General features: G+C 62.2%; 20 protein-coding genes and 1 pseudogene. 1 reads left to right on the top strand and 20 read right to left on the bottom strand.

The features are described 5' to 3' along the window. Positions 1-17: 17 nt before the first annotated feature. From OKW45_RS13715 to OKW45_RS13695, 5 genes are read right to left on the bottom strand one after another with little or no spacing between them, the layout of a single operon-like run. Positions 18-1160: an amidase gene (locus OKW45_RS13715; RefSeq protein WP_429468860.1), complete on the bottom strand. Its 1143-nt coding sequence runs from the start codon at positions 1158-1160 to the stop codon at positions 18-20. Continuing rightward, complete coding sequence (locus OKW45_RS13710; protein ID WP_429468858.1) at positions 1157-1687, bottom strand: nuclear transport factor 2 family protein; 531 nt, start codon at positions 1685-1687, stop codon at positions 1157-1159. Before OKW45_RS13710 ends, OKW45_RS13715 begins: the two co-directional genes overlap by 4 nt. Continuing rightward, positions 1680-2057, bottom strand: coding sequence for a hypothetical protein (locus OKW45_RS13705; RefSeq protein WP_429468855.1), 378 nt, complete (start codon positions 2055-2057; stop codon positions 1680-1682). The genes OKW45_RS13710 and OKW45_RS13705 overlap by 8 nt, the downstream gene beginning before the upstream one ends. 53 nt (positions 2058-2110) lie before the next feature. Continuing rightward, positions 2111-2611, bottom strand: a complete 501-nt coding sequence (locus OKW45_RS13700; protein WP_429333124.1) for an aromatic-ring-hydroxylating dioxygenase subunit beta — start codon at positions 2609-2611, stop codon at positions 2111-2113. Continuing rightward, the gene (locus OKW45_RS13695; RefSeq protein WP_429469395.1) at positions 2608-3891 is read right to left on the bottom strand and encodes an aromatic ring-hydroxylating oxygenase subunit alpha; all 1284 of its coding nucleotides are present in this window, start codon (positions 3889-3891) and stop codon (positions 2608-2610) included. The genes OKW45_RS13700 and OKW45_RS13695 overlap by 4 nt, the downstream gene beginning before the upstream one ends. A gap of 174 nt (positions 3892-4065) precedes the next feature. Between OKW45_RS13695 and OKW45_RS13690 the strand changes: the two genes are divergently transcribed. Next, positions 4066-4986, top strand: coding sequence for a LysR family transcriptional regulator (locus OKW45_RS13690; protein WP_429468852.1), 921 nt, complete (start codon positions 4066-4068; stop codon positions 4984-4986). Positions 4987-5001: 15 nt separating this feature from the next. Here the strand turns inward: OKW45_RS13690 and OKW45_RS13685 are convergent, their stop codons facing one another. From OKW45_RS13685 to OKW45_RS13610, 15 genes and pseudogenes are all read right to left on the bottom strand, one after another. Beyond that, entirely contained in the window at positions 5002-5970 is a 969-nt protein-coding gene (locus OKW45_RS13685; protein WP_429468849.1) for a PDR/VanB family oxidoreductase, read from the bottom strand. Between the two features lie 121 nt (positions 5971-6091). Next, a complete protein-coding gene (locus OKW45_RS13680) occupies positions 6092-7396 on the bottom strand; it encodes an MFS transporter (protein WP_429468846.1) in 1305 nt (434 codons plus the stop codon). Between the two features lie 69 nt (positions 7397-7465). Then, positions 7466-8242 (bottom strand): enoyl-CoA hydratase, encoded by a 777-nt coding sequence (locus tag OKW45_RS13675; RefSeq protein WP_429468843.1) that lies wholly within the window; start codon positions 8240-8242, stop codon positions 7466-7468. Beyond that, positions 8239-9447 (bottom strand): CaiB/BaiF CoA transferase family protein, encoded by a 1209-nt coding sequence (locus OKW45_RS13670; RefSeq protein WP_429468841.1) that lies wholly within the window; start codon positions 9445-9447, stop codon positions 8239-8241. The genes OKW45_RS13675 and OKW45_RS13670 overlap by 4 nt, the downstream gene beginning before the upstream one ends. Before the next feature lie 206 nt (positions 9448-9653). After that, positions 9654-10556 (bottom strand): LysR family transcriptional regulator, encoded by a 903-nt coding sequence (locus OKW45_RS13665; RefSeq protein WP_429468839.1) that lies wholly within the window; start codon positions 10554-10556, stop codon positions 9654-9656. A gap of 136 nt (positions 10557-10692) precedes the next feature. After that, positions 10693-12000 carry an MFS transporter gene (locus OKW45_RS13660; RefSeq protein ID WP_429468836.1) on the bottom strand — a complete coding sequence of 436 codons (1308 nt, stop codon included), beginning with the start codon at positions 11998-12000 and terminating at the stop codon, positions 10693-10695. A gap of 170 nt (positions 12001-12170) precedes the next feature. Beyond that, positions 12171-13091, bottom strand: coding sequence for a LysR family transcriptional regulator (locus OKW45_RS13655; protein ID WP_018424036.1), 921 nt, complete (start codon positions 13089-13091; stop codon positions 12171-12173). Between the two features lie 49 nt (positions 13092-13140). Next, positions 13141-13845 (bottom strand): EthD family reductase, encoded by a 705-nt coding sequence (locus OKW45_RS13650; protein WP_429469393.1) that lies wholly within the window; start codon positions 13843-13845, stop codon positions 13141-13143. A 2-nt stretch (positions 13846-13847) separates the two neighbouring features. Continuing rightward, positions 13848-14369, bottom strand: a complete 522-nt coding sequence (hpaC, locus tag OKW45_RS13645; RefSeq protein ID WP_018424034.1) for a 4-hydroxyphenylacetate 3-monooxygenase, reductase component — start codon at positions 14367-14369, stop codon at positions 13848-13850. A 20-nt stretch (positions 14370-14389) separates the two neighbouring features. Continuing rightward, entirely contained in the window at positions 14390-15607 is a 1218-nt protein-coding gene (locus OKW45_RS13640) for an acyl-CoA dehydrogenase family protein (protein WP_035472151.1), read from the bottom strand. 35 nt (positions 15608-15642) lie between these two features. Next, positions 15643-15954 (bottom strand): annotated as a pseudogene (locus OKW45_RS13635) (MFS transporter); the annotation flags it as partial. Between the two features lie 289 nt (positions 15955-16243). Further along, positions 16244-17494 (bottom strand): TniQ family protein, encoded by a 1251-nt coding sequence (locus OKW45_RS39645; protein ID WP_503129153.1) that lies wholly within the window; start codon positions 17492-17494, stop codon positions 16244-16246. 173 nt (positions 17495-17667) lie between these two features. Beyond that, positions 17668-18483: a TnsD family Tn7-like transposition protein gene (locus tag OKW45_RS13620; protein ID WP_429468834.1), complete on the bottom strand. Its 816-nt coding sequence runs from the start codon at positions 18481-18483 to the stop codon at positions 17668-17670. Continuing rightward, complete coding sequence (locus OKW45_RS13615; protein ID WP_429468831.1) at positions 18389-19033, bottom strand: TniQ family protein; 645 nt, start codon at positions 19031-19033, stop codon at positions 18389-18391. Before OKW45_RS13615 ends, OKW45_RS13620 begins: the two co-directional genes overlap by 95 nt. A 1-nt stretch (position 19034) precedes the next feature. Further along, positions 19035-20750: an ATP-binding protein gene (locus OKW45_RS13610; protein WP_429468828.1), complete on the bottom strand. Its 1716-nt coding sequence runs from the start codon at positions 20748-20750 to the stop codon at positions 19035-19037. Positions 20751-20758: the final 8 nt, after the last annotated feature.

Raw genomic sequence — 20758 nt, 5'->3', positions numbered from 1 at the left:
TGACTCCTTGATTGCGCTCAGACGGATTGCGCGAGGCGCGCTTCGAGGTGCGCGGCGACCGCGCACACCGTTTCGTCGTCGTGCTTGCGACCGATGATCTGCAGGCCCGCCTTCAGCGTCGAGCGTTCGATCGGAACGGGCAGGCTCAGCGCCGGATGCCCGCTCAGGTTGAACGGCCGGATCAACGACGACATGCCGATCACCGACGTGCCGGCGCGTGCTGCTTCGAGCGTGATCGGCAATGCAGGCAGCGTCGGCAGCACGAGTACGTCGGCCCGGTCGAGCGCGCGGTCCACTTCGTCGGTGAACGTGCGGCGCACGCGTTCCGCCGCATCGAGATCGACGGCGCTCGTGGCCGCGGCCGCGCGCAGGCGCGCTTCGATATCGGCGCCGAGCTTGCCGCTTGCCACCAGATGGCCGAATGCGCGCGATGTCTCCGCGTTGATCACCGCGAGGCCGGCCGTGAATGCGTCCTTCAGGGACGCGAGTTCGATCGCTTGCGTGGCGAGTTCGGACTTTCCGACAGCGTCGGCGATTGCTTTGGCGATGTCGTCATCCGCGTCGACTGCGACCATGCCAATGCGCAACTGCGAAACGTCTCGACGCGCATCGGCAGCGCGAAACGAAGGATCGATCGCCGTCATCACGCGAATCAGCGTGTCCGTCTCGCGTGTGAATGGTCCAACGCAGTCGAGTGTCGTGACGCGCGGCGCCACGCCGTGCCGCGACACCCGGCCGAACGTCGGCTTCAGCCCGATAACGCCGCAGCATGCGGCGGGGCCGCGCACCGAACCACCGGTGTCGGTACCGAGCGCGGCGTCCACGAGCTTCTGTCCGACCGCCGACGCGGACCCGCTCGACGATCCGCCCGGAATGCGTGCCGCGTCCTGCGGATTGACCGGCGTGCCGGAAAAGTCGTTGATGCCGGTCATGCCGAACGCGAGTTCGTGCATGTTGGTTTTGCCAGTGACGCGCCAGCCGGCGTCGAGCAAACGCCGCACGACTTCGGCGTGCTCCGATGCAAGCGGTGCGTCGGCAAGCGCGCGGCTTGCCGCCGTCGTCGCGTAGCCGGCGACGTCGATGCTGTCCTTGATCGCGATCGTCGGCGCGTCGGCGTTGTCCGTCGCGCTCAGATCGAATGTCTGCAGAAATGCGCTCATGCCGAAACTCCCTGGGCCGGGTTGACTTGCCACGGTGCATCGAAAAGACGCTCGGTACGGAAATGGCGGATCAGCCATGTCGCGCCCGCATCGTGAGTGGCGGGCACGAAGTCGACTTCGAGGCGCGCCGCGATCAGTTCCGCTTTCGCATCGACATAACCCGAAGCCTGCAACATGATCCAGCGACCCTTCGCCGTGTCGCCGTTCACCTCGATATGCTCCGCAGTCAGAAAGTGCACATTGCTCGCGAAGTGCGGCGTGGGCGGCAAATAACGCTGCAGCATCGCGACGATCTGCGCCGGCCCTTCGAGACGCCCGAACTTGTTCGCGTACTGCGGGCCGATGCCTTCCCAGATCGCGTCTTCGGCGAACAGCGCGGCGAGCGCCTCGCCCTCGAGCGCGCGCATGGGCACATCGCACAGCGCCATGTAGCGCGCGATCGTCTTACGCACCGCGTTCTGTGCTTCTAGCGCTTTGACGCGCGCGAGCAGCGCGTCGATAGCCGGATCGGTCATCGCGTCACGCATGGTTGGCGACCGCTGGCGGCACCGTCAGCGCACGGCCCACGCGCGCCTCGATCTTGCCGTAGCGCCACAGGTTGTAGTCGCCGACCGGCGTCGTCCGATACAGATTGCACACGGCCACCGCGGTATCGAAGTCGGCGACGTCGGCCATGATATAGAACGTCCACGGCGCGCCATCGGCGTTGCCGACCACGAGCCGATCGTCGTCCATCACGCCCAGCACGCGCACGTTTTCCATCGCTTCGATCGCGTTCAGCATCTTGCCGTACGCTTGCCACACTTCGCCAATCTGTTCGCGCGGCAAGTCGAAGAAGTTCTGCGAGACGCCGCAGCAGAACAGCACACGCAAAGGCAGGTTTCGGATGTCGCTCATGGGAACGTTCCTTGGTTCGGTTGATAGCCTTCGAGTGTCGGCATGATGACCGGTCAGAGCAGGAAGCCGATCGCGCTCAGCGCATCGGTGGAATCGATCAGGCGGATCACTTTCTCGACGAGACGCGGCTCGCCGCTCGCCATGCTGATCTTGTGCGTCAGATCGGCCGCGAAGATCGTCGACGTGCCGCGCTTGTACGCGATGATGATCTGCGACGACTTCACTTCGACCATGTCCGCGCTATCGCTCGCGAGCGTGAAGCGCGACACCGTGCGCACCGTGCGCGCGGCATCCGACGCGGATGCCGAATAGCCCGACGTCATGCGCTGCACGCGCAGCTCGCGCATGTGCTGATCATCGTATGCGTAGTTCAGCGTTGCCGCGTAATCGGTCGTGTTCGGATCGATCGGCACCACGTAGTGGCCCGCCGGGTCCCATAACTCGAGCCACTCGCGATAGTCGCGTCGATCGAGCAATTCGGCTTCGCGCCAGATGAACTCGATCGCGCGCGCAAACGTCTGGTGGGAAAAGAGTGCGTTTCTGTCGTCCATCATGCCTGCTCCATCATTGCGCGCCATTGCCTGTAGGCTTCGCGCATGCCGGTTTCATCGGTTGCGTGGGCGGTTTTCTCGCCGTTCGCGGCGGTCGTTTCGCGATTCAGACCGCGATTGACGAGGATCGGTACGTCCGGTCCCGCATGCGAGCCGCGCTGCACGCGCTCCCACGCTTCGGCGTCGTCGGGACTGCCGAAGCCGAACGGGCCCTGGAAGTGCTCGTGAATGCGCAGGCGCACGCGGTTCGCTTCTTCAGGACCGCCGTCCATCGCGAGCGCGACGTGGCGAATCTCCGTTTCCTCGGCGGAAATCGGCCGCAGCACGCGGAAGAACGCCATCGACAGCGCGAGATTCGGGAACAGGTTCAGGTTGAAGCCGACGCCCATCAGCGAGCGCACGATGCGGCGCACTTCTTCCGGCGAGTGCTTTTGCGCGAGTTGCGCGGCGAGTTCGCTGAAGCGCTCGGGCAGCGGCGCGCCATCGTCGCGGTCCAGATCGACGATCTCGGGCATCAGCACCGCGAGGCTGTGACCGTTGCCGAGCGAGCGGCAGAACGCCTGGTCGCTCGTCATGAAGCTGGTGATCGCGGCGGCGGTCTCGTCGTCGATCGACTTCATCCACGACTTGTGCACGACCGGGAAGTGGTACAGATCCGTCGTGTTTTCGAGCTGGATCTTCCAGTTGCCCTTGAACTTGAACTTGTGCTCGCCGTTGGCCTTGATCGGATAGCCCGCGCCCTGCTTCATGAACAGGTCGATCCACGGCTTCGCGCCGCCGAGGAAGTCTTCGAGCGGTTCGATCGTTTCGTTGAAGCTCGCGAAGATCAGGCCTTGATAGACGCCCACGCGCAGCTTTTTCAGCGGCAGATCGCCCTTTTCGCATACGCCTTCGTAACCGTCGCCGTACGGCAGAGCGCGCAGCGTGCCGTCGAGCGCATAAGACCAGCTGTGATACGGGCACGTGAAGCCCTTCGCATTGCCCTTGTGCTCTTCGCACACGGTCGCGCCGCGATGCCGGCAGCGGTTTTGCAGCACGTTGACCGCGCCGCTCCTGTCGCGCACCACGATCACCGGCTGCCGGCCGATCGTCGTCGTGATGAAATCGCCAGGCTTCGGCAGCTCGCTGTCATGCGCGACCCAGATCCACGTCTTGTAGAAAATGCGCTCCAGTTCGACGTCGAACAGCTCGGGATCGTAGTACAGGGAAGGCGCGATGCGATCGGCCTCGGCGCGCCTGGCTAAAGCGCTGGTGTCGATGGTTTGATAGGTCGGCGTACTCATCGTATGCGGGAACAGTTGCGTGGTTGGAATGAAGACGCACATCGACGCGACGAGTCGCGTGCAACACATCAGCGCATCCTCTCGTTGACATCAGTCTCGCTTTGCGACGATCATGCGTCAAATCGATTAAAAACAGGTTGCCGAATAAGTTCGGCTGATATCACAAGAGACCCCATGACCTCCATCGACCACGTCGATCTCAATCTGCTGAGAGTGTTTCAGGCGATCGTCGAGGAGCGCAGCCTGACGAAAGCGGGCGAACGCCTCGCGCTGTCGCAGCCCGCGGTTAGCTACTCGCTCGGCCGTCTGCGCACGATGTTCGACGATCCGCTCTTTATCCGCACGCGCGCGGGTATGCAGCCGACCCCCGTCGCGCTCGAGCTGGCGGAAATCGTTGGCCACGCGCTCGACACCGTGCGTCAGGCGCTGCGTTACGCGGAACGTTTCGATCCGACGACGAGCACGCGCACGTTTCGTCTGTCGCTATCGGATGCGGGCGAAATGGCTTATCTGCCCGCGCTGTGCGCGGCGCTGCAGAAGTCCGCGCCGCGCGTGAAGCTGGTCGTCGAGCCATTGCCTGTGGAGGAGATCGAGGAGGCGCTGCGTTCGAGCCGGCTCGACTTCGCGATCGGCAATCTGCCGTCGCTGCTGCCGCGCACGCGGCATAGCCTGCTGTTCGAGGAATCGTATGTGTGCATGACGCGCAAGCGTCGCGACCTGCCGAGCGGTGACACGCTGAAGCTCGACCGGTTTCTGGCCGCGTCGCACATCCAGGTGCGCTCGCTCGAACATAGCCACCATGCGCTCGACGACGCGCTGCGCGCGCAAGGCGTCGGCCGCAATATCGCGTTCGCGTTGCCGCACTTCGTCGCGGTGCCTGGCGTGCTCGCCGCGACGGATCTGCTCGCGACACTACCCGAACGGCTCGCGCATATCCTCAACCGCGGCGACGCGTTCCGGATCTATGCACTGCCCGTGCCACTGCCGAAGGCCGCCGTGACGATGCACTGGCACGAGCACTTCCACGAAGACGAAGGCATCGCGTGGATGCGCGGTCTCATCACCGAGATCCTCGCGGGATTCGAGAAAATGTGATGGCGCGTAGGTGAATCAGAGATCGAGCACGAGCACGGGGGTTCGCGAGCGCGACACGCAGCAGCAGATCACGCTATTGCTTGCGCGCTCGGCCTTGCTCAGGCAGTGATCGCGATGCTCGGGCTCGCCGCTGACCACATCGACCATGCAGGTACCGCACACGCCTTCGCCGCATGACGTGTCCACTTCGATACCGATCGACGCGAGCGCGTCGACGATCGACGTGTTCGCATCGACTCGCACCGTCTGACCGCTACTCGCGAGCTGCACGTCGAAGCTATCGAGCGACGCTTCGGCCGCGGGCGCCGGCTCCGCCTTGAAACGTTCGAGATGGATCGCCTCCGCGGGCAAGCGTTGCTGGGCGCCGGCGACGACGAGATCCATGAACGGCGAGGGACCGCACGTGTAGACATGCGCGTTCGCGCCTGCATCGAGCAGGCACGCATCGAGCGCGGGTTTCAGATCCTCGGGCCGCACGCCGAAATGCAGCTTCACGTGCCGTGCGAACGGCTCGCGCGTAAGTAGCGTCATGAACGCCGCGTGCGCCTCGCTGCGGGCGAAATAGTGCAGCGTGAAGCGCGCGTGCCGCGCGGCGAGCCGATAAGCCATCGACAACAACGGCGTAATGCCGATGCCCGCGCCGATCAGGATGTGCTCGTTCGCACTTTCTTCGAGACGAAAAAGGTTGCGCGGCGCGCCGACCGACAGCTCGGTGCCGACGCTCACCTCTTCATGAAGCGAGCGCGAGCCGCCGCGCGATTGCTCCTCCTTCTTCACCGCGAAAATCTGCGACTCGATACATTCCGGGTCGCCGCACAACGAGTATTGCCGCGTGACGCCCGAAGGACTCGTGACGTCGATATGGGCGCCGGGTTCGTAGCGCTCGAACGGCAGCCCATCGAGCCGCGAAATGCTGAACGAGCGGACCCCGTGCGCTTCTTCGCACAAGGCGTCGACGCGGACTTTCAGGGTTGAAGCTTGCATGATTGCCTTCCGATGTATTCCTGGGGGGGACGATATGCCGAGACTAGCGCCCCGCATCGGATAAGCAAAATAGATTAAAAAACCGTGCTTGCATCAATACGATTTATTTTATGCTGGAGTGTCAAGCGCCCGACAGCGCGTCCTCCTTGCGTTGCGATTCGCTGCGCGGCTGCGTCGCGTCATTCGAAAACGGTATGTTCGGCTTCATGAAGAAGCTCAGCACGATGCCGAAGAGCATCACGCCGATCGACAGTACGAACGTCAGATCCCAGCTGTGCAACCGGTCGGCGACCAACCCGGCGATGACTGGGCTCACGATCGCCGCAGTGAAGCCGGTGCCGCTCATGATGCCGCTGGCCGTGCCGGAGCGGTCGTAGGCGACGTCCATCGGAATCGCCCACATCGGGCCGATGTTCATTTCGTTGAAGAACATCGCCGCGGCAAGGAAGATCAGCGAAATCATCGGATCGTGCAGCAGCACGACGGGAACCAGCGACAGCGCAGTCAACGCCATGCACGAGGCCACCAGATAGCTGCGCGCGAGCTTGACGTTGCCGGTCCTGCGCAACAGGCGGTCGCTCACCATGCCGCCGACGAGATCGCCGATCACGCCCGCCACGAATACGCCCGAGGTGAACACCACGGCCTTCTTGATGTTCAGGTGGAACGAATGCATGAAGTACAGCGGCATCCAGTCGAGCATCAGCCACAGGATCCAGTTGTAGCAGAAGTACACCGCCGAGATCGGTGCCATGCGTTTATACAGGCGCATCCACGTGCCGCGCGGATCGACCGGACGCGTCTTGGGAGGCGGCAGTTTATCGAGTTCGGCGCGCGTGATGCGCGGGTGATCGACGGGACGCTCCGTGTAGGTCAGATACCAGAGGACCAGCCAGACGGCGCTCATTGCACCGAGCAGATAGAACGAAAGGCGCCAGTTGAACGCGGTCATCAGCGTGAGGACCAGCATCGGTGCGATGGCGTTGCCGAGCCGCGCGGACGAGTGCGTGATGCCCTGTGCCATGCCGCGCTTGTCACGGGCGATCCACGAGGCCATCGCGCTGGTCGAGGCCGGAAACGTCGCGCCTTCGCCGAGACCCAGCAGCAGGCGCGCCGCGATCAGCGAAGCGAAACCGCCCGCCATGCCGGTCAGCGCGGTCGCCACGGCCCAGATTGCCGCACATGCAAGCAGCGTGCGGCGCGCGCCAAAGCGGTCGCTGACCCATCCGCCGACAAACTGGAAGATCACGTACGGATACGCGAATGCCGAAAAAATGATGCCGAGCTGCGTATTGCTGAGGCCGAGCTCGCTCTTGAACTGCCCCGCTGCCGTACTGATGTTGACGCGATCCACATAGGTGATGAAATACATCAGGCACAGCATCACCAGCACGGTGGTGGTGGCCTTCAGCGACAGGCGTTTCATGTGTCGTCCTCCAGACGCGGTTTATTTTTTGTGGTGAAGCCACGCGATTGCGCGTGCGATCCGGGACGCTCAGCCTTTCGGCGTTCCCGAGCCGAAGGCCGCGACGGCGTCGCGGAACCGCTGGCTGCCGTACACCTGCTCGACGAGATCCTCGTCTGCGAGGCTTTGATCGATCACGATGCGCCGCAAGCTCTCCTTGACCGCATGCTGCGTCACGGGCGATAGCGCAACGAGCCGCTCGGCGAGCGCGCACGCCGCGTTGCCGACCTGTTCCTTCGCCGTGACGTCATACACATAGCCGCACGCGTGCGCTTCGGCGGCACTGAGGAAATCGGAGAGCAGCAGCATCTTCTTCACGCGCGGCACGCCGAATGCCGCCACGAGCCGCGCGAGATTGCGTGACGACAGCGTGTTCGATAACGTCTTTGCGATCGGCGCGCCGAAGCGCGAGCCCTCCGCACAGATGCGGAAGTCACACGCGGTAGCGATGGCGAGTCCGCCACCCACGGCCCAACCGTCGATCGCGGCGACGGTGGGCACCGCAATGCGTTCGACCGCGTCGATCACCTGTTCGACGAGCGCTTCGTATTCGACGCCCTGCGAGCCCGCCGTAAAGTCGCGGAAGTAGTCGATGTCGGTGCCCGAGATAAAGGACTTGCCGCCCGCGCCGCGTAGAACGATGCAACCTGCGGTTTCGTCCGCGCGGCATTGGTCGATCAATGCCAGCAAGGTCTCGTACATCGGAATCGACATCGCGTTGTGCCGCTCGGGGCGGTCGATCACGATCTGCGCGACCGACTCCGTCAGACGTTCGAGCCTGACTTTCTCACTCGTCGCTTCGCTCATTTCGCGGCCCCGTTGATCTCTGCGTACAGCTCGTCGTTGTGCTCGCCCAGCCGCGGCGGATGGCGTCGCACGCGCTGCGGCGTACCGAGCATCTTGACCGGAAAGCCGATGTTCTTGACCTTGCCTTCAACCGGATGGTCGATCTCCATGCACATGCGGCGATACTGCGCATGTTCGCTGCTGAAGGCTTGCGGATACGACAGGATCGGTCCGGCGGGAATGCCCGCGGCCAGCATCGTCTCGATCCATGCCTCGCAGTCGCGCTGGCCGAACGACTTCTCGAGCGATTCGATCAGCGCTTCGCGGTTCTTCAGGCGCAGCGAAACGGTCTCGAACTCGGGATTCGTCAGCAGATCGGTCCGCTCCAGCAGTTCGCAAAGACGCGACCACAGCTTCTGGTTGGTTGCGCCCATCACGAAGTAACCATCGCGCGCCTTCACGGCCTGGTACGGCGCGCTCATCTTGTTGCTGGTGCCAAGCGGTGTCGGCTCGACACCCGTTCCCCAGTAATCCGACATGTCCCAGATCGAGAAGGCCATCGCCGAATCGAACAGAGACGCGTCGATGTGTTGCCCCTGCCCGGTTTTCTGTGCGCCGATATAGGCGGAAAGCACGCCGTACACGGCGAACAGCGCGCAGCCGATGTCGGCCACCGGCACGCCGGCTTTCACGGGCTTGCCGCCTTTGTAACCGGTCACGCTCATCACGCCGGACATCGCCTGTGCCATCAAATCGAAGCCGGGACGTTGCGACCACGGGCCGCTCTGACCGAAGCCCGAAATGCTCGCATAGACGATCTTCGGATTGATTTCACGGATCGTCTCGTAGTCGATCCGCAGCCGCTGGACCACGCCGGGCCGATAGTTCTCGACGATCACGTCGGCGGTCCTGGCCAGCTTGTAGAAAAACTCGCGCCCTTCGTCGGTCTTCAGGTCCAGCGCGACCGAGCGCTTGTTGCGGTTCATGTTCAGAAAGCCCATGCTGTCCGGGCCTTTCATCTTGAAGCCCATGGCGCCGCGCGTCTGGTCGCCTTCGAGCGGTTCGACCTTGATGACGTCGGCGCCGAGATCGGCGAGCATCATGCAGGCGAACGGGCCTGCCATCACCTGGCTGACGTCGAGCACGCGGATGCCTTGTAGCGGCAAAGGCCGGTTGTTTGTTTCCGCGTCGTCGTTGGAGGGTGTTTGGGCGTGGCTTTGCGTCATGTCGTCTCCTGTTTTTCCTGCCGGGTAGCTGTCGCGCGAAGCGCGTCGCGCGGCCGGCCGTTGCAGCACCGTGTTGGCGTGCGTCAACTGTGGCGCACGCGAGGGTGCCGCCGCAAGAATGCGACGGTCATACCTGGTTTCGCAAAAGACGAAGGGGGTGCTTTGCAATTGAGGGCGTCGAGCGCAGGAACTGCTGCGCCCGCGCTTCAGCGGCCGGCCACGCGCCGTCCGGCCGTGAGCGCGGCTTCGACGTTGCGCAGCGTCTGCGCCTGCGCATGTCCTTCCATGCAAGACAGTACGTAGCTACGTTGATGCCAGTCACCCGCGAGCTCGACGACGCCGAGGCCGTCCTCGGGATGGAAGCTGCGCAGCACGTCGGGCGGCATCAGACCCACGCCGAGCCCGTGCCGCACGACGGCGATCATCGTGTCGAATCCATTGACCAGATAGTCGCAATCGAAGCGGCGGCCGCGGCTGTGAAACGCGCGCTGCACGGCGGCAAGGATTGCCGAGCCCTTGCCGAGGCTGACGAGCGGAAGCTCGAGCAAGGCGTCGAGCGTGACCGGCTGCGGATCAAGATGGAAATGTGCGCGGCTATAAACGAGCACCAGCCGGTCCTCGCGATAGCGCATTTGCGGCAGATCGAGAAAGCCGCTCTTCTTTTCGTAGATGCCGATGTCGATCATCTTGTCGCGCAACATCTGCTGCACGATGCGGCTGTTCTCTTCGACGATCTTCAGCGAAATGCCCGGATAGGCATTCCGGATAGCAGCGATATCCGCGGCGAGAAACTCGATGATCACGGCTTTCGGCGCGCCGATCACGATGCGTCCGTCGAACCCGCTCACGAGTGCCTGCGCCTCGCTCGCGAGCCGGTCCACCAGCGTGTCGACCTGCTGCAGATAGCCGAGCAGCTTGCCACCCGACTCGGTCATTTCCACGCCGTGCGGTACGCGCCTGAAGAGCTTCGTGCCGAGTTGCTCCTCGAGATCCGACACGCGCCGCGACGCCGCCGCCACCGCGAGCCCCAGCCGGTTGGCCGCCCGCGAGATGCTGCCCTCTTCGACCATCGCGACGACGAGACGAACGGTGGTGGTGTCGACTTTCATGCGCTGACATGAGGACCGGGTCTTGGGGGAGTGCCATGTTACCGCACTCCTTTACCTCAGACTGCGCGGGCCAAAGCGAAGCCTTCGCGCCATACACGTCACCGCGCGAAGGCTTGCACGCCAGGCAGGCGAAGCATTACGGCTGACGCGTTTCGTGCGTGAACTTCAGCGTGACGACGGTAACGAGACCGAGCAAGATCAGGAACACGGCAACCGGCCAGTAGGCCTGGTAGTGCGCGAGCAGCGCGGTCGCGATCAGCGGCGACAGGCCGCCCGCGAAGATCGACGCGACTTCGTGACCGAGCGCCACGCCGGAATAGCGGACTTCGGTGCTGAACAGTTCGCCGACGAGCGCGGGCAGCGTGCCGATCATCGCGCCGTGGCAAACGGCCGTGCCGAGCACGAGCGCGAGCCAGATCAGCGGCGTGGACTGCGTGTTGAGCAGCCAGAAGAACGGAAACGCCATCACCGCGAGCGACACCGCGCCGATCATATACACCGGCTTGCGCCCGATGCGGTCCGACAGCTTGCCCCACGCGAGCATCGCGCCCATTTCGACCACCATCGCGAGCATCACGCCGGTCAGCATCACCGAATTCGAAATGCCGACGAACTTGCCGTACACGAGCGAGAACGCGAGAAAGATATAGGCGCCGCCGTTTTCGGCGACCCGCAGACCCATCGCCATCAGGATCTCTTTCGGGTGACGCTTGATCGCTTCGAGCACCGGCATATGCGCGGTCTTGCCGGCTTTCTCCGCGTTCTCGAAGTCGCGGCTCTCCGGCAGGTTGTGACGGATGTACACGCCGAGCGCGAAAATCACGATGCTCGCGAGAAACGGCAGACGCCATCCCCATGACATGAACTGATCGTGCGGCAGCGCTTGCGCCGCGAGGAACGCACCCGCCGACAGCACGAAGCCGCCGCCCACGCCGAGCTGACTCCACGCCGCGAAATAGCCGCGTTTTTCGGGCGGAGCGTTCTCGCTGATCATCAGCACGCCGCCGCCCCATTCGCCACCTGATGCGATGCCTTGCAGCAAGCGCAAGCCCGCGAGCGCCGCTGGGGCGGCCAGACCGACGTGCTCATAGGTCGGCAACAACCCGATGCCGAAGGTCGCAAAGCCCATGATCAGCAGCGTCCAGACGAGCGACGCGCGGCGTCCATAGCGGTCGCCGATATGCCCGAACACGATGCCGCCCAGCGGACGCGCGACGAAGCCGATCGCAAACGCGGCAAACGCCCCGATCGTGCCGATCAGCGGGTCCGCGTGCGCGGGAAAGAACAGTTGGCCGAGCACGAGCGCAGCCGCGGTGCCGTACACGAAAAAGTCGTACCACTCCATCGCGTTGCCGGCCACCGACGCAATGATGATTTTCCTGAGTGCGCGATCCGACTCTGCCGTGGCGCGCTCGGTCGTGATCGGGGATTGAACTGAGGACATGTCTGCTCGCATCTGAATTGGGGGAGTGCGGCCTTTCAGAAAAGGCTTCGCACGATACGCAGTGTCGAGGCGACAGGTAGTGGCGTCAAATTAGCCGAAAAGCAGGGCGGGTATCAGTGCAGCTAATATGCCCGGCGTTCCCGGGCACCCGCGGGCAAGGTCACGGCCGCTCAGCGTGCCGGCTGATGAAACATCGTATGGATGGTCTCGCGCAGCCACGCGATGCCGGGGTCCGCCGCGAACTGCGAGTGGGAGTGCACCTGGATTTCGATCGGCGGCAGCGGAAACGGCAGCGGCAGAATCCGGAACGCCTTGCCGCGGTTGAAGCGCTTCGCGATGCTTTTCGGAAAGATCACGGCAAGATCGGTATTCATCACGATCTCGGGCGCGACGACGAAATGCGGCAGCCGCAGCACGACCTCGCGCTTCAGGTTCAGCTCGTCGAGCCATTGCTCGACCATCCGATGCCCGGTCGCATTGGTGCTCGCGTACACGTAGCGTAGCGCGGTCAGATCTTCGCGGCTCGGCCTCGTCTTGCGCAACGGATGACCGGCGCGCACCACGCACACGTGCTCGTCGACGAACAGCGTCTGGCTCACGCAGCCCGCGTCGAGACCCGGCACATAGCCGAGCGCGAGATCGACTTCGCCGACGCGCATCGCCGCGCTGACCGACTCGACCGGCACATTGGCAACCTCGATGCGGATGCCGCGCGCTTCGCGATCGAGCAGCGCGACGAGCGGGGGCAAGAAGTAGAACTCCGACATGTCCGACATCGACACGCGAAACACCCGTCGCGCGGTCGACGGCTCGAACTTCGCCAACTGCTGCACGGCTTCGTTGATGATCGCGAACGCTTGCGCGAGCGGCGGATAAAGGCGGTACGCGGCATCGGTGGGGACCATGCCGTTGGGCGTGCGCGAAAACAGCGGGTCTTCGAACAGAGTGCGCAGGCGGCGCAGCGCATGACTGACCGCCGGTTGCGTGAGACCGAGCCGATCGCCGGCCGCCGTCAGACTGCGCAGGTCCCAGATCGCGAGGAACACGCGCAGAAGATTCAGATCGGCGATGCCGGGATTCAGCTTGTTCATGCGCAGCTCTCGCAAACTAAGGCATGTCGCTGGCCGCGCGACGCGCCGGTCAATATGCGGCGAGGTTACCGTAGATGCTGCGCATTGCAAAATGCGGCGTCGCCCCGCTGTACGGCGGCAGCGCGTGGAAGTCGCGGCGCATCGCATCGCGCACCGGCGACGCGAGCGCATCGGTGAGCGCGCTCGCATCGTCGAACACGACCTTGTTGCGTTGCATCGCGCTCGCGCGCGCAAACGGCAAACCGCTGCGGCTGTCGATGCGCGTGTAGATCTCCATTTCGCGCAGCGCCGGCAATTGCAGCATCAACGGCGGATGATGCGCTAGATAGTGCGTAAGCCACGCGTTGAAGTCTTGCGCGACGCCTTCGTATGCGACCAGATAGGTGCAGCGTTGCGCGTTGTCTTCGACCGACGCAGCCTGCGGTGGCGCGAAGATGCGCACGGCCATCACCTGCTGCGAGAAGCTTCGCGGGCTGAATTCGGCGCGCATGGCCGAATGCAACGCGTGCGCGATCGCGCCGTCAGGTTCGAGCGCGGCTTCAAGCGGCTCGAGTTCGTCGAAGTACCACTGCAGCACGCACGACGGCGCATCGGCCGCCGGTGCGATACGCGCATCGACCTGTCCCGCGATCGGCTCGTGCACGATCAGCTTGCGCAGCCCCGCGACTTGCGTGGCGGCCCGCAGCAGCGCGGGCGGGTCCGTGAGCGACTGCCGCGCGTCGCTCGTGCCGATCAGAAAGAGACAGACCTGCATCGTCATGCCGCCTCGCAAGCCGCGACACCGGCACGCACAAGCCGGTGGAACTGCCTGCCGAAGTACACGAGGCCATCGCCGTCATCGCGCGTGGCGATCCGGTCGATCCGCACGAACATCACCGAGTGCGAGCCCACTGTCCTGCTGTCGACGATCTGTCCTTCGAGGCTCGCGAGCGCGTCGCCAAGCACCGGAGCGCCGAGCGCTCCCGGCTGCCACGCGCATTGATCGAAACGCGCGTCCATCGAACAACCCGTCATGCCCGCGAACACGCGCGCCAGGTCCTGGCAGTGCGCGCCAAGGATGTTGATGCACAGGTTCGCGTTTTCGTGCATCACGTCATGCACATAGCTCGATTGATTGATGCACACCAGCATGGTCGGTGGCGTATCGGTCACCGAACAGACCGCGCTCGCGGTGATGCCGCAGCGCCCGCGCGGACCATCGGTCGTGATGATGTTGACGGCCGCGCCGAGGCAAGCCATCGCGTCGCGGAAGTGCGTGCGCGTTTCGTCGTGTGTCATGACAGTCGCTCCTACGTCGCTCAGGGATAGGGCGTGACCGGCGGTATGCCGACGAACAGCGCGCCCGACGCGTCGTAGGTGCCTTCGCCGAGAAACGCGTGCTGCGTGACGACGATCGAATCGCGCACCATCCGCTGCATGCGGCTCTCGCGATAGATCGCACCGATGCCAGCCATCTTGTACGCCTGCATGACCACCTCGGCGCACGTATGCGCGGCATGCGTCGCGGAGAGCCGCAGCAGATTGGCCTCGCTGGGCGACACGGGGTCGCCCGCCATGACCGTGCGCCACGAAGTTTGCGCCGACTCGAAGAAGAACGCGCGCGCGCTGCGCAGATTCGCTTCCGCCTGCGCGAGACCCGAGCGATAGTACGCGCGGTCGGCAAGACGCGGCGCGCCGGTCGTCGTTCTGGTTACGCCGGACATACCGGCCAGCAGGTCGAGCGCCGCGCGCGCGAGCCCGAGGTTCACCGCCGCATGCACCTGCGCCTGATATGCGACGGCGGGGTAGCGGTAGAGCGGCTCGTCGATCAGCGGCGCACCGCCGCGCACGAAGGTCCATTGCTCGTCGACGAACTTGTTTTTCAGGCGCAGATCGTGGCTCCCGGTGCCTTGCATGCCGACCACGTTCCAGTTGTCGACGATCTCGACTTCGCTCGCCGGAAACACGGCCGTGAACGGCTTGCCCGCGTTCGCGTCGCCGACCTGGCCCGGCGCGCCACCGATGCCGACGCCGATCCAGTCCGCGCCCTTGCAGCCGCTCGCGAAACGCCATTGACCCGACACGACGTAGCCGCCGGGCGCACGCTCGGCCGGTTGCAGGGGATACAGGCCGCCCGCGAAAACCTGGTCTGGACCGGACGCGTAGATGCGGGCCTGAGTCTCGACCGGCAGCGACGCAAGATACGTGTTCGCGGAGCCAAAGGCCGCGACCCATGCGGCCGAACCATCGGCGATCGCGATGCGTTCGAGCATCGCCAGAAACTGTGGCGGCGGCAGCGCGTCGCCGCCGAAGCGTTTCGGCGTGCTCGCGCGGAAGATGCCCGCGAGCTTCATCTTCACGATCATGTCGCGCGGGACGTGTGAAACCGCATCGAACTCGTCGCGGCGACGCTCGACTTCGGTGATCAGGTCATCGAGCGACAGCGGGCCCGTGTATTCGGGGTAGTCCTCCTGCGTGTCGATGATGGGTGCGTCGGCAGTGCAAGCGCGGGCGCTGGCGGTATGAACGGCGTGCATGCGCGTTACCTCTTGAGTCAGTGATGTGAACGATGTCATTCGGTTTCCTGATGCGCTTCGATGCGCATCGCTTTCGGATAGGTCTCCCGGGCGAGCAGCGTCGCGATCACGGTGATCACGCCGAGCACGCCGAGGTACAGAGCGACCGGCGTCGCGCTGCGATAGTGCGCGAGCAGCGCCGTGGCGATCATCGGCGACAGGCCGCCGCCGAGCACCGAGGAGATTTCGCGCCCGATGCCAAGCCCCGAGAAGCGCAGATGTACCGGCAACAGTTCGCTGATGAACGCGGGCTGCGCGCCTTCGAGGATGCCGAGGGTGAGGCTGTTCGCCAGCACGAGGGCCGTGATCTCAGTTGTCAAAAAAGTTGCGACTTGGCCCCTGTGCCGCATAGGCGTTTGATCGGCTAACCCTTGCATAGACTGGTGGACAAAGTCGCGACCTATGACGCCGATTGCAACTACTGCGTCGCTGAATTTGGCGAAAGTTGCGACTCGGCCAACCCCATAATGCCTAGCGGCACACCGATAAAAGGGGCAGATTTACGCTTTTGACCAACCTTCGGATTTGAAGGCCGTCGCCGAGCGTCCTTCAGTAGCCATTCGCATGCCGCTGTTTTGTTAATTTTGATGGGCGCAACTATGGCTTGACGCGCATACGAGCGAGATTTCCGACGGTTTTACTGTCGAGTTTAAGCAACGCTCCGATTTCCAGAAGGGTTTTTCCTTGCGCGCGCAGCGCAAGTACGGTTTGCCCTAAAGATGAACGAGGCTTACCGCTCCTTCCGTTTCGCCCAAGTCCGCATGGCTCCGCGTTGCTGGCCTCATGCCCGAGCCATTGGGTAAATTTGAAATGCGCGCCACAGGTACACTGAGCTGCATAATGATCGCCTCGCCGTCTTATAGCGTCGACAGAATGGCGAGAGCCATGGGCGGCGCCGACATTCATGCAGTAGATCACCAGCCGCGGCCTCTTCACGCCAAAAGTAAGTTTTCCGACGTTCTCCCCGCTCATCGCATCGCAACATGCAGCCAGCATGACTATCGTAACCGGCATTAGCGAATACGTACTTCTGCTTCCAAACAGCCTTCGCCCTACATGAGGATCCTGCCTGTCTGGCACTCCGACCCACCGCAGGAAAGCAGGACCAAAATAATTGGACATCGCGGCCTGCAACTCACGCAGAGTGGACCACTCGATCCCACCCAAGGTCCTTCCTGGCGCGAAATTCATGACCTGCTTCCAGAAAGAACTCGCGTCCACTGAGACCTTGCTCTCCAGAAGCCCATAGGAAAGGCGCGCGATTTGATGACAGGCCTGCAGTTGCGCATCCGACATTTCAATGCTGAGTTGCGAGCACTCTAGCTCTGTTAGGTCCTGCGGCAGGATATAGCCTTCCCGAAAAAACTTAGGATTGAGGGCCTGCCACAACATGCCGCCGTGCCATGGACAAACACAAACGCCGGGCAGCTGATGCGCCCGCCTCCAATGTCTAGGAACACCATTTCGTAGATCTTCACTAAAGCAGGCCTTACAGTAACGAAGTCGACGAGCCGCTCCGCGTTCACGATGCACGACTGGGGCGTGCCCCCGGCTAACTGGGTACAGCATCTTCTGAAACAGACCATTCGCTTCCGAAGGAGCAAGCAACGCAGCGAAATACGGGTAATTTGTTCTTTGTTCGGCTATCTCTCTCGCTGACATGCCCCAGCAGTCTCGGGTTACGCTTTCTACATGTGAAAGCCCGAAGGCAAGACTACTTGGACGGGCATGGTAACCGAACAGGTGTTGTATAACCGATGCTGGCCGGGCATTCATATCCGACATGTACCGGGCCGCACAACCAGATAGCGGTTCGTCGAGTAATGGTTCGGCAAGAAATATTGTCATCACGGAGCTCCGGTCAGCAGTAACCTTTCGCAACCTGTCCCCTGGCGCCGAAACTCATCCATCATCAAAAAATTCTCGACGTCCTTCAACGACCAAACCGAAGGTTCGGTTGTAACGGGCAGCGGAGATGACCCATGGCCGTCACTGCATCCTGGAGCGGGCTGGATCGCCCTTCAGCTTCGCTTCGACCGGACCCGCCCCCGCGTGCTTGCGAGCGCTTCTGGATCAAATCGGCGAACGCGGCGATATAAACCATCGCGTTCTTTCTGAACAATGCTCACGGTACCAGCGGATCTAACCGCTGCTTTCCAGTCGCGCGCGGCGCGCGCAGCAGTCGCTTCGACCGAAGACCTTGCGTAACGCTGCGAGCGGCGTGTCAAATTGCGGGCGGTGGTTTCGGATACCCCGAGCCTACGCGCTATTTCCGCTCCTGAAAGTCCGCAATTTGTCAACCGTAGAGCTTCAGCCGCATAGGGCTCACCGTACACTGAAATTACTGGGTCGGTGTCACCGTCTCGCAAGTTTTTGACAAACGACATGCCACACCGGCAAGAGCAGAAAAGCTTTCCGTGACTTCTGGTTCGGATTTCAGCTGGATGAGCAGCGCCGTGCGCAGCATAGCGGCTCGGACAGACCGGCCAGTGTTCATCGCTGGCCGATCGCCGGGTCTCGAAGAAAACTCGGAGCAAGACCTCAGGCAAGGCCGCGGCAGCACTCTGCTGACCAAGAACGCGGCCAACCACCCAGTTCTGTCGTCCCGAAGGCAGTAGATCGCATCGGGAGAGATAGCTCTCTCCGAACGTATCAATCAGATTCTCACAGACCAGCGCGGATTCCAGCGTGTTTTTTCCCCGCGCGTATCCGCAGCTACGGGCAACCTCCAACCATCCTCCCTCACCCGGCGGCGACGCGTCGCTTCCAATATCGCAGAGCAAACTGACAGACAGATCGCCTACACGCCTGATCGCGATGTTGCGATTCAGAGACATCTAGCTCAACTCGGACGGCTTGCTTTACATCGGTTAATGTCGGCCATGCGGAATAGGGTTGGACATTCACAGGACATTCGAGGAGCCACACGCCGTGATGCGGGCACACAAGAACTCCCGGGAGCTGATGGCATCTTTTCCAGGTCGCTACCCTGCCACTACTGCGGTCTTCGCTAGCACATGAACGGCAGAATCTGATGACGTGAGGCCGTTGTATCAGCTTCTGCACATCTCCTGGTTGATGCTTTGAGGACCATGTCAACATCCGGCTCAGCAATCGCCTCCTTAACGGCCTGGAGCAGAACCTCGCGTAATATGGAAACAGCGTAAGCCTCTCGGCTATCTCCATGGCTGACATTCCCAGCGATACGCGCGTCTGCTGTGCAACTTCATTCAGGTTATAGGCCAATCCAGTATTGAACCGCGCACCGTAACCGAACAGGCCGGAAACAAACATCTTCCAGTCGGTGACCAGCATCTGCTTTCCGTAGCTGGCCACCATACTGAACAAAGGTTCATCGGGGGCACCCTCGTTCAGATAAACGCTCATATTATTTTTTTGAGGCGGCGTTTTTATGCCTGGGGCTAGTTGTCCGTCCACCGCGCGCCGCCTTCGCAGGGGCTGCCTTGGGTGATCTGTTCGCCAGCGTCGGCGATTTACGCACTGGTGTTGTGCGCTTCGCGACGATTGCCTCTTCTGAATCCTGCTTTCCCGTGGATTTCTCATACATGGCGATTGCGCGCCGGATCAGTTGAGCGACGGAGCTGTTCTCATCGCCGTCAGTGACGTCCCGTGCATACTGTTCCGCTTCGATTTTTGGTATGTGCAGATCTATCAAAGCGTCCGCCACTTCGGCATATCGCAAAACCCGGGCCTCGGCTTCATCAAGGGCACGTTGGGCCTCTACGCCGGTTTCCGACTGTGCGAGATATGCACTCACCTTATCCATCGCCATCTCCGTCAGCTCAGATATTTTCTTGTAATCCCGGTTTTTGATTGCCGTCAGCATACCTTCCACAAGACCCAGACCACGTGCAGCAGCCATGCTCATCAGGTCAGGTGTGATCTGGCCCACGACAAAGCCGGAATCCTTCGGGTCCAGGTCCTCAAGAAAGATTCCTTCGTACTGTGACAGACGCCAGACCAGCTTGGCGATCGCAGGCATACCTGCACTGAGATCGCAAAGCGTAGCGCGTATCGCGACCGGGTCCTTGAAAGGCCGCAGTTGGAGATCGATTGCGATGAGGGCATTTGCGAAACGATCCCAGAGCTCTCCAGGCTGGAAAGGTGTCATCGGCAACTTGCCGCCGCTGCTAACCCTCCGTAGCGTCCATATGTTTTTCAGCTGATTTTCCGCCTCGGGGCAGCCAAGACAGATGAAGGCGCAGCAACGCGCGTTAAACAGCGTAGTCAGGAAGTCGATCAGCTCTGTGCGATTGGCCGCTTTCAGGGCATTGTGAATCTCGTCAATAATCAGCACGCCTGTGTAGTGCCGAGATAGAACCATAATGACTTTTTGGATCCAGACACCTGAACCGGCTCCTGAGGCCACCTCATCGCAATACCGGGTATTTAGATAAAGATCGAACCAATGCACAATCCCCTGAAGAAGGGTAATCACACTTCCGTTATGTGGACAACTCACGAACACCCAGACCGTCTGGGCGATTCCTACCGATGTGCCCGGCAGCCGGTCGTGTTCTATGATCATAGGCAATGTACTGAGGACCATCTTGACAGCAGTGGTCTTGCCAACGCCCGACAACGCGAATACCGGCAAGCACTCGGAATGACTCTCCCGTGGAAAACCCAGGAGTCGGAATCTGCCGCGTTGGATCTCGGCGTAGGACGCCTGCAATTCCCGTTTGATCTCAACGGAAGAGCGGAAACCGTGGTATCGCGACCGCAATGCCACATAGAGCCAATCCAGAAGCTGGATGTGAACCGGAAGCATTACCCAGACGCGAGAGATTCTGCCCAAGGCTATCATGCGCTGCGACTTTGTGAGGCGGCGGCTTGATTTTGGGTGTTTTACCTTGAAGCCACTCACCATCGCGTCAAGAATCGCGGCTCGATTGAAAGCTGGAAGTGCAAGGACCAGCCAATTTTTTGCAAACTCTGGCAGCTCGCTTGCTGATTTTCGATATATGGCCTTGACTCTTACATCACAATGGGCAAGGATTGGATCGCCAACGACGTTGAGGGGAACCTGTTTCACCAGCTCCTCTTGTGCCTTTTTTCTTTCAGCGGCTGTCATCCTGGCCATGCCTGCGC

It is taken from the genome of Paraburkholderia lebeckiae, from assembly GCF_050436225.1.
GTDB lineage: Bacteria > Pseudomonadota > Gammaproteobacteria > Burkholderiales > Burkholderiaceae > Paraburkholderia > Paraburkholderia tuberum.
This window is presented reverse-complemented; position numbering and strand designations above follow the sequence as displayed.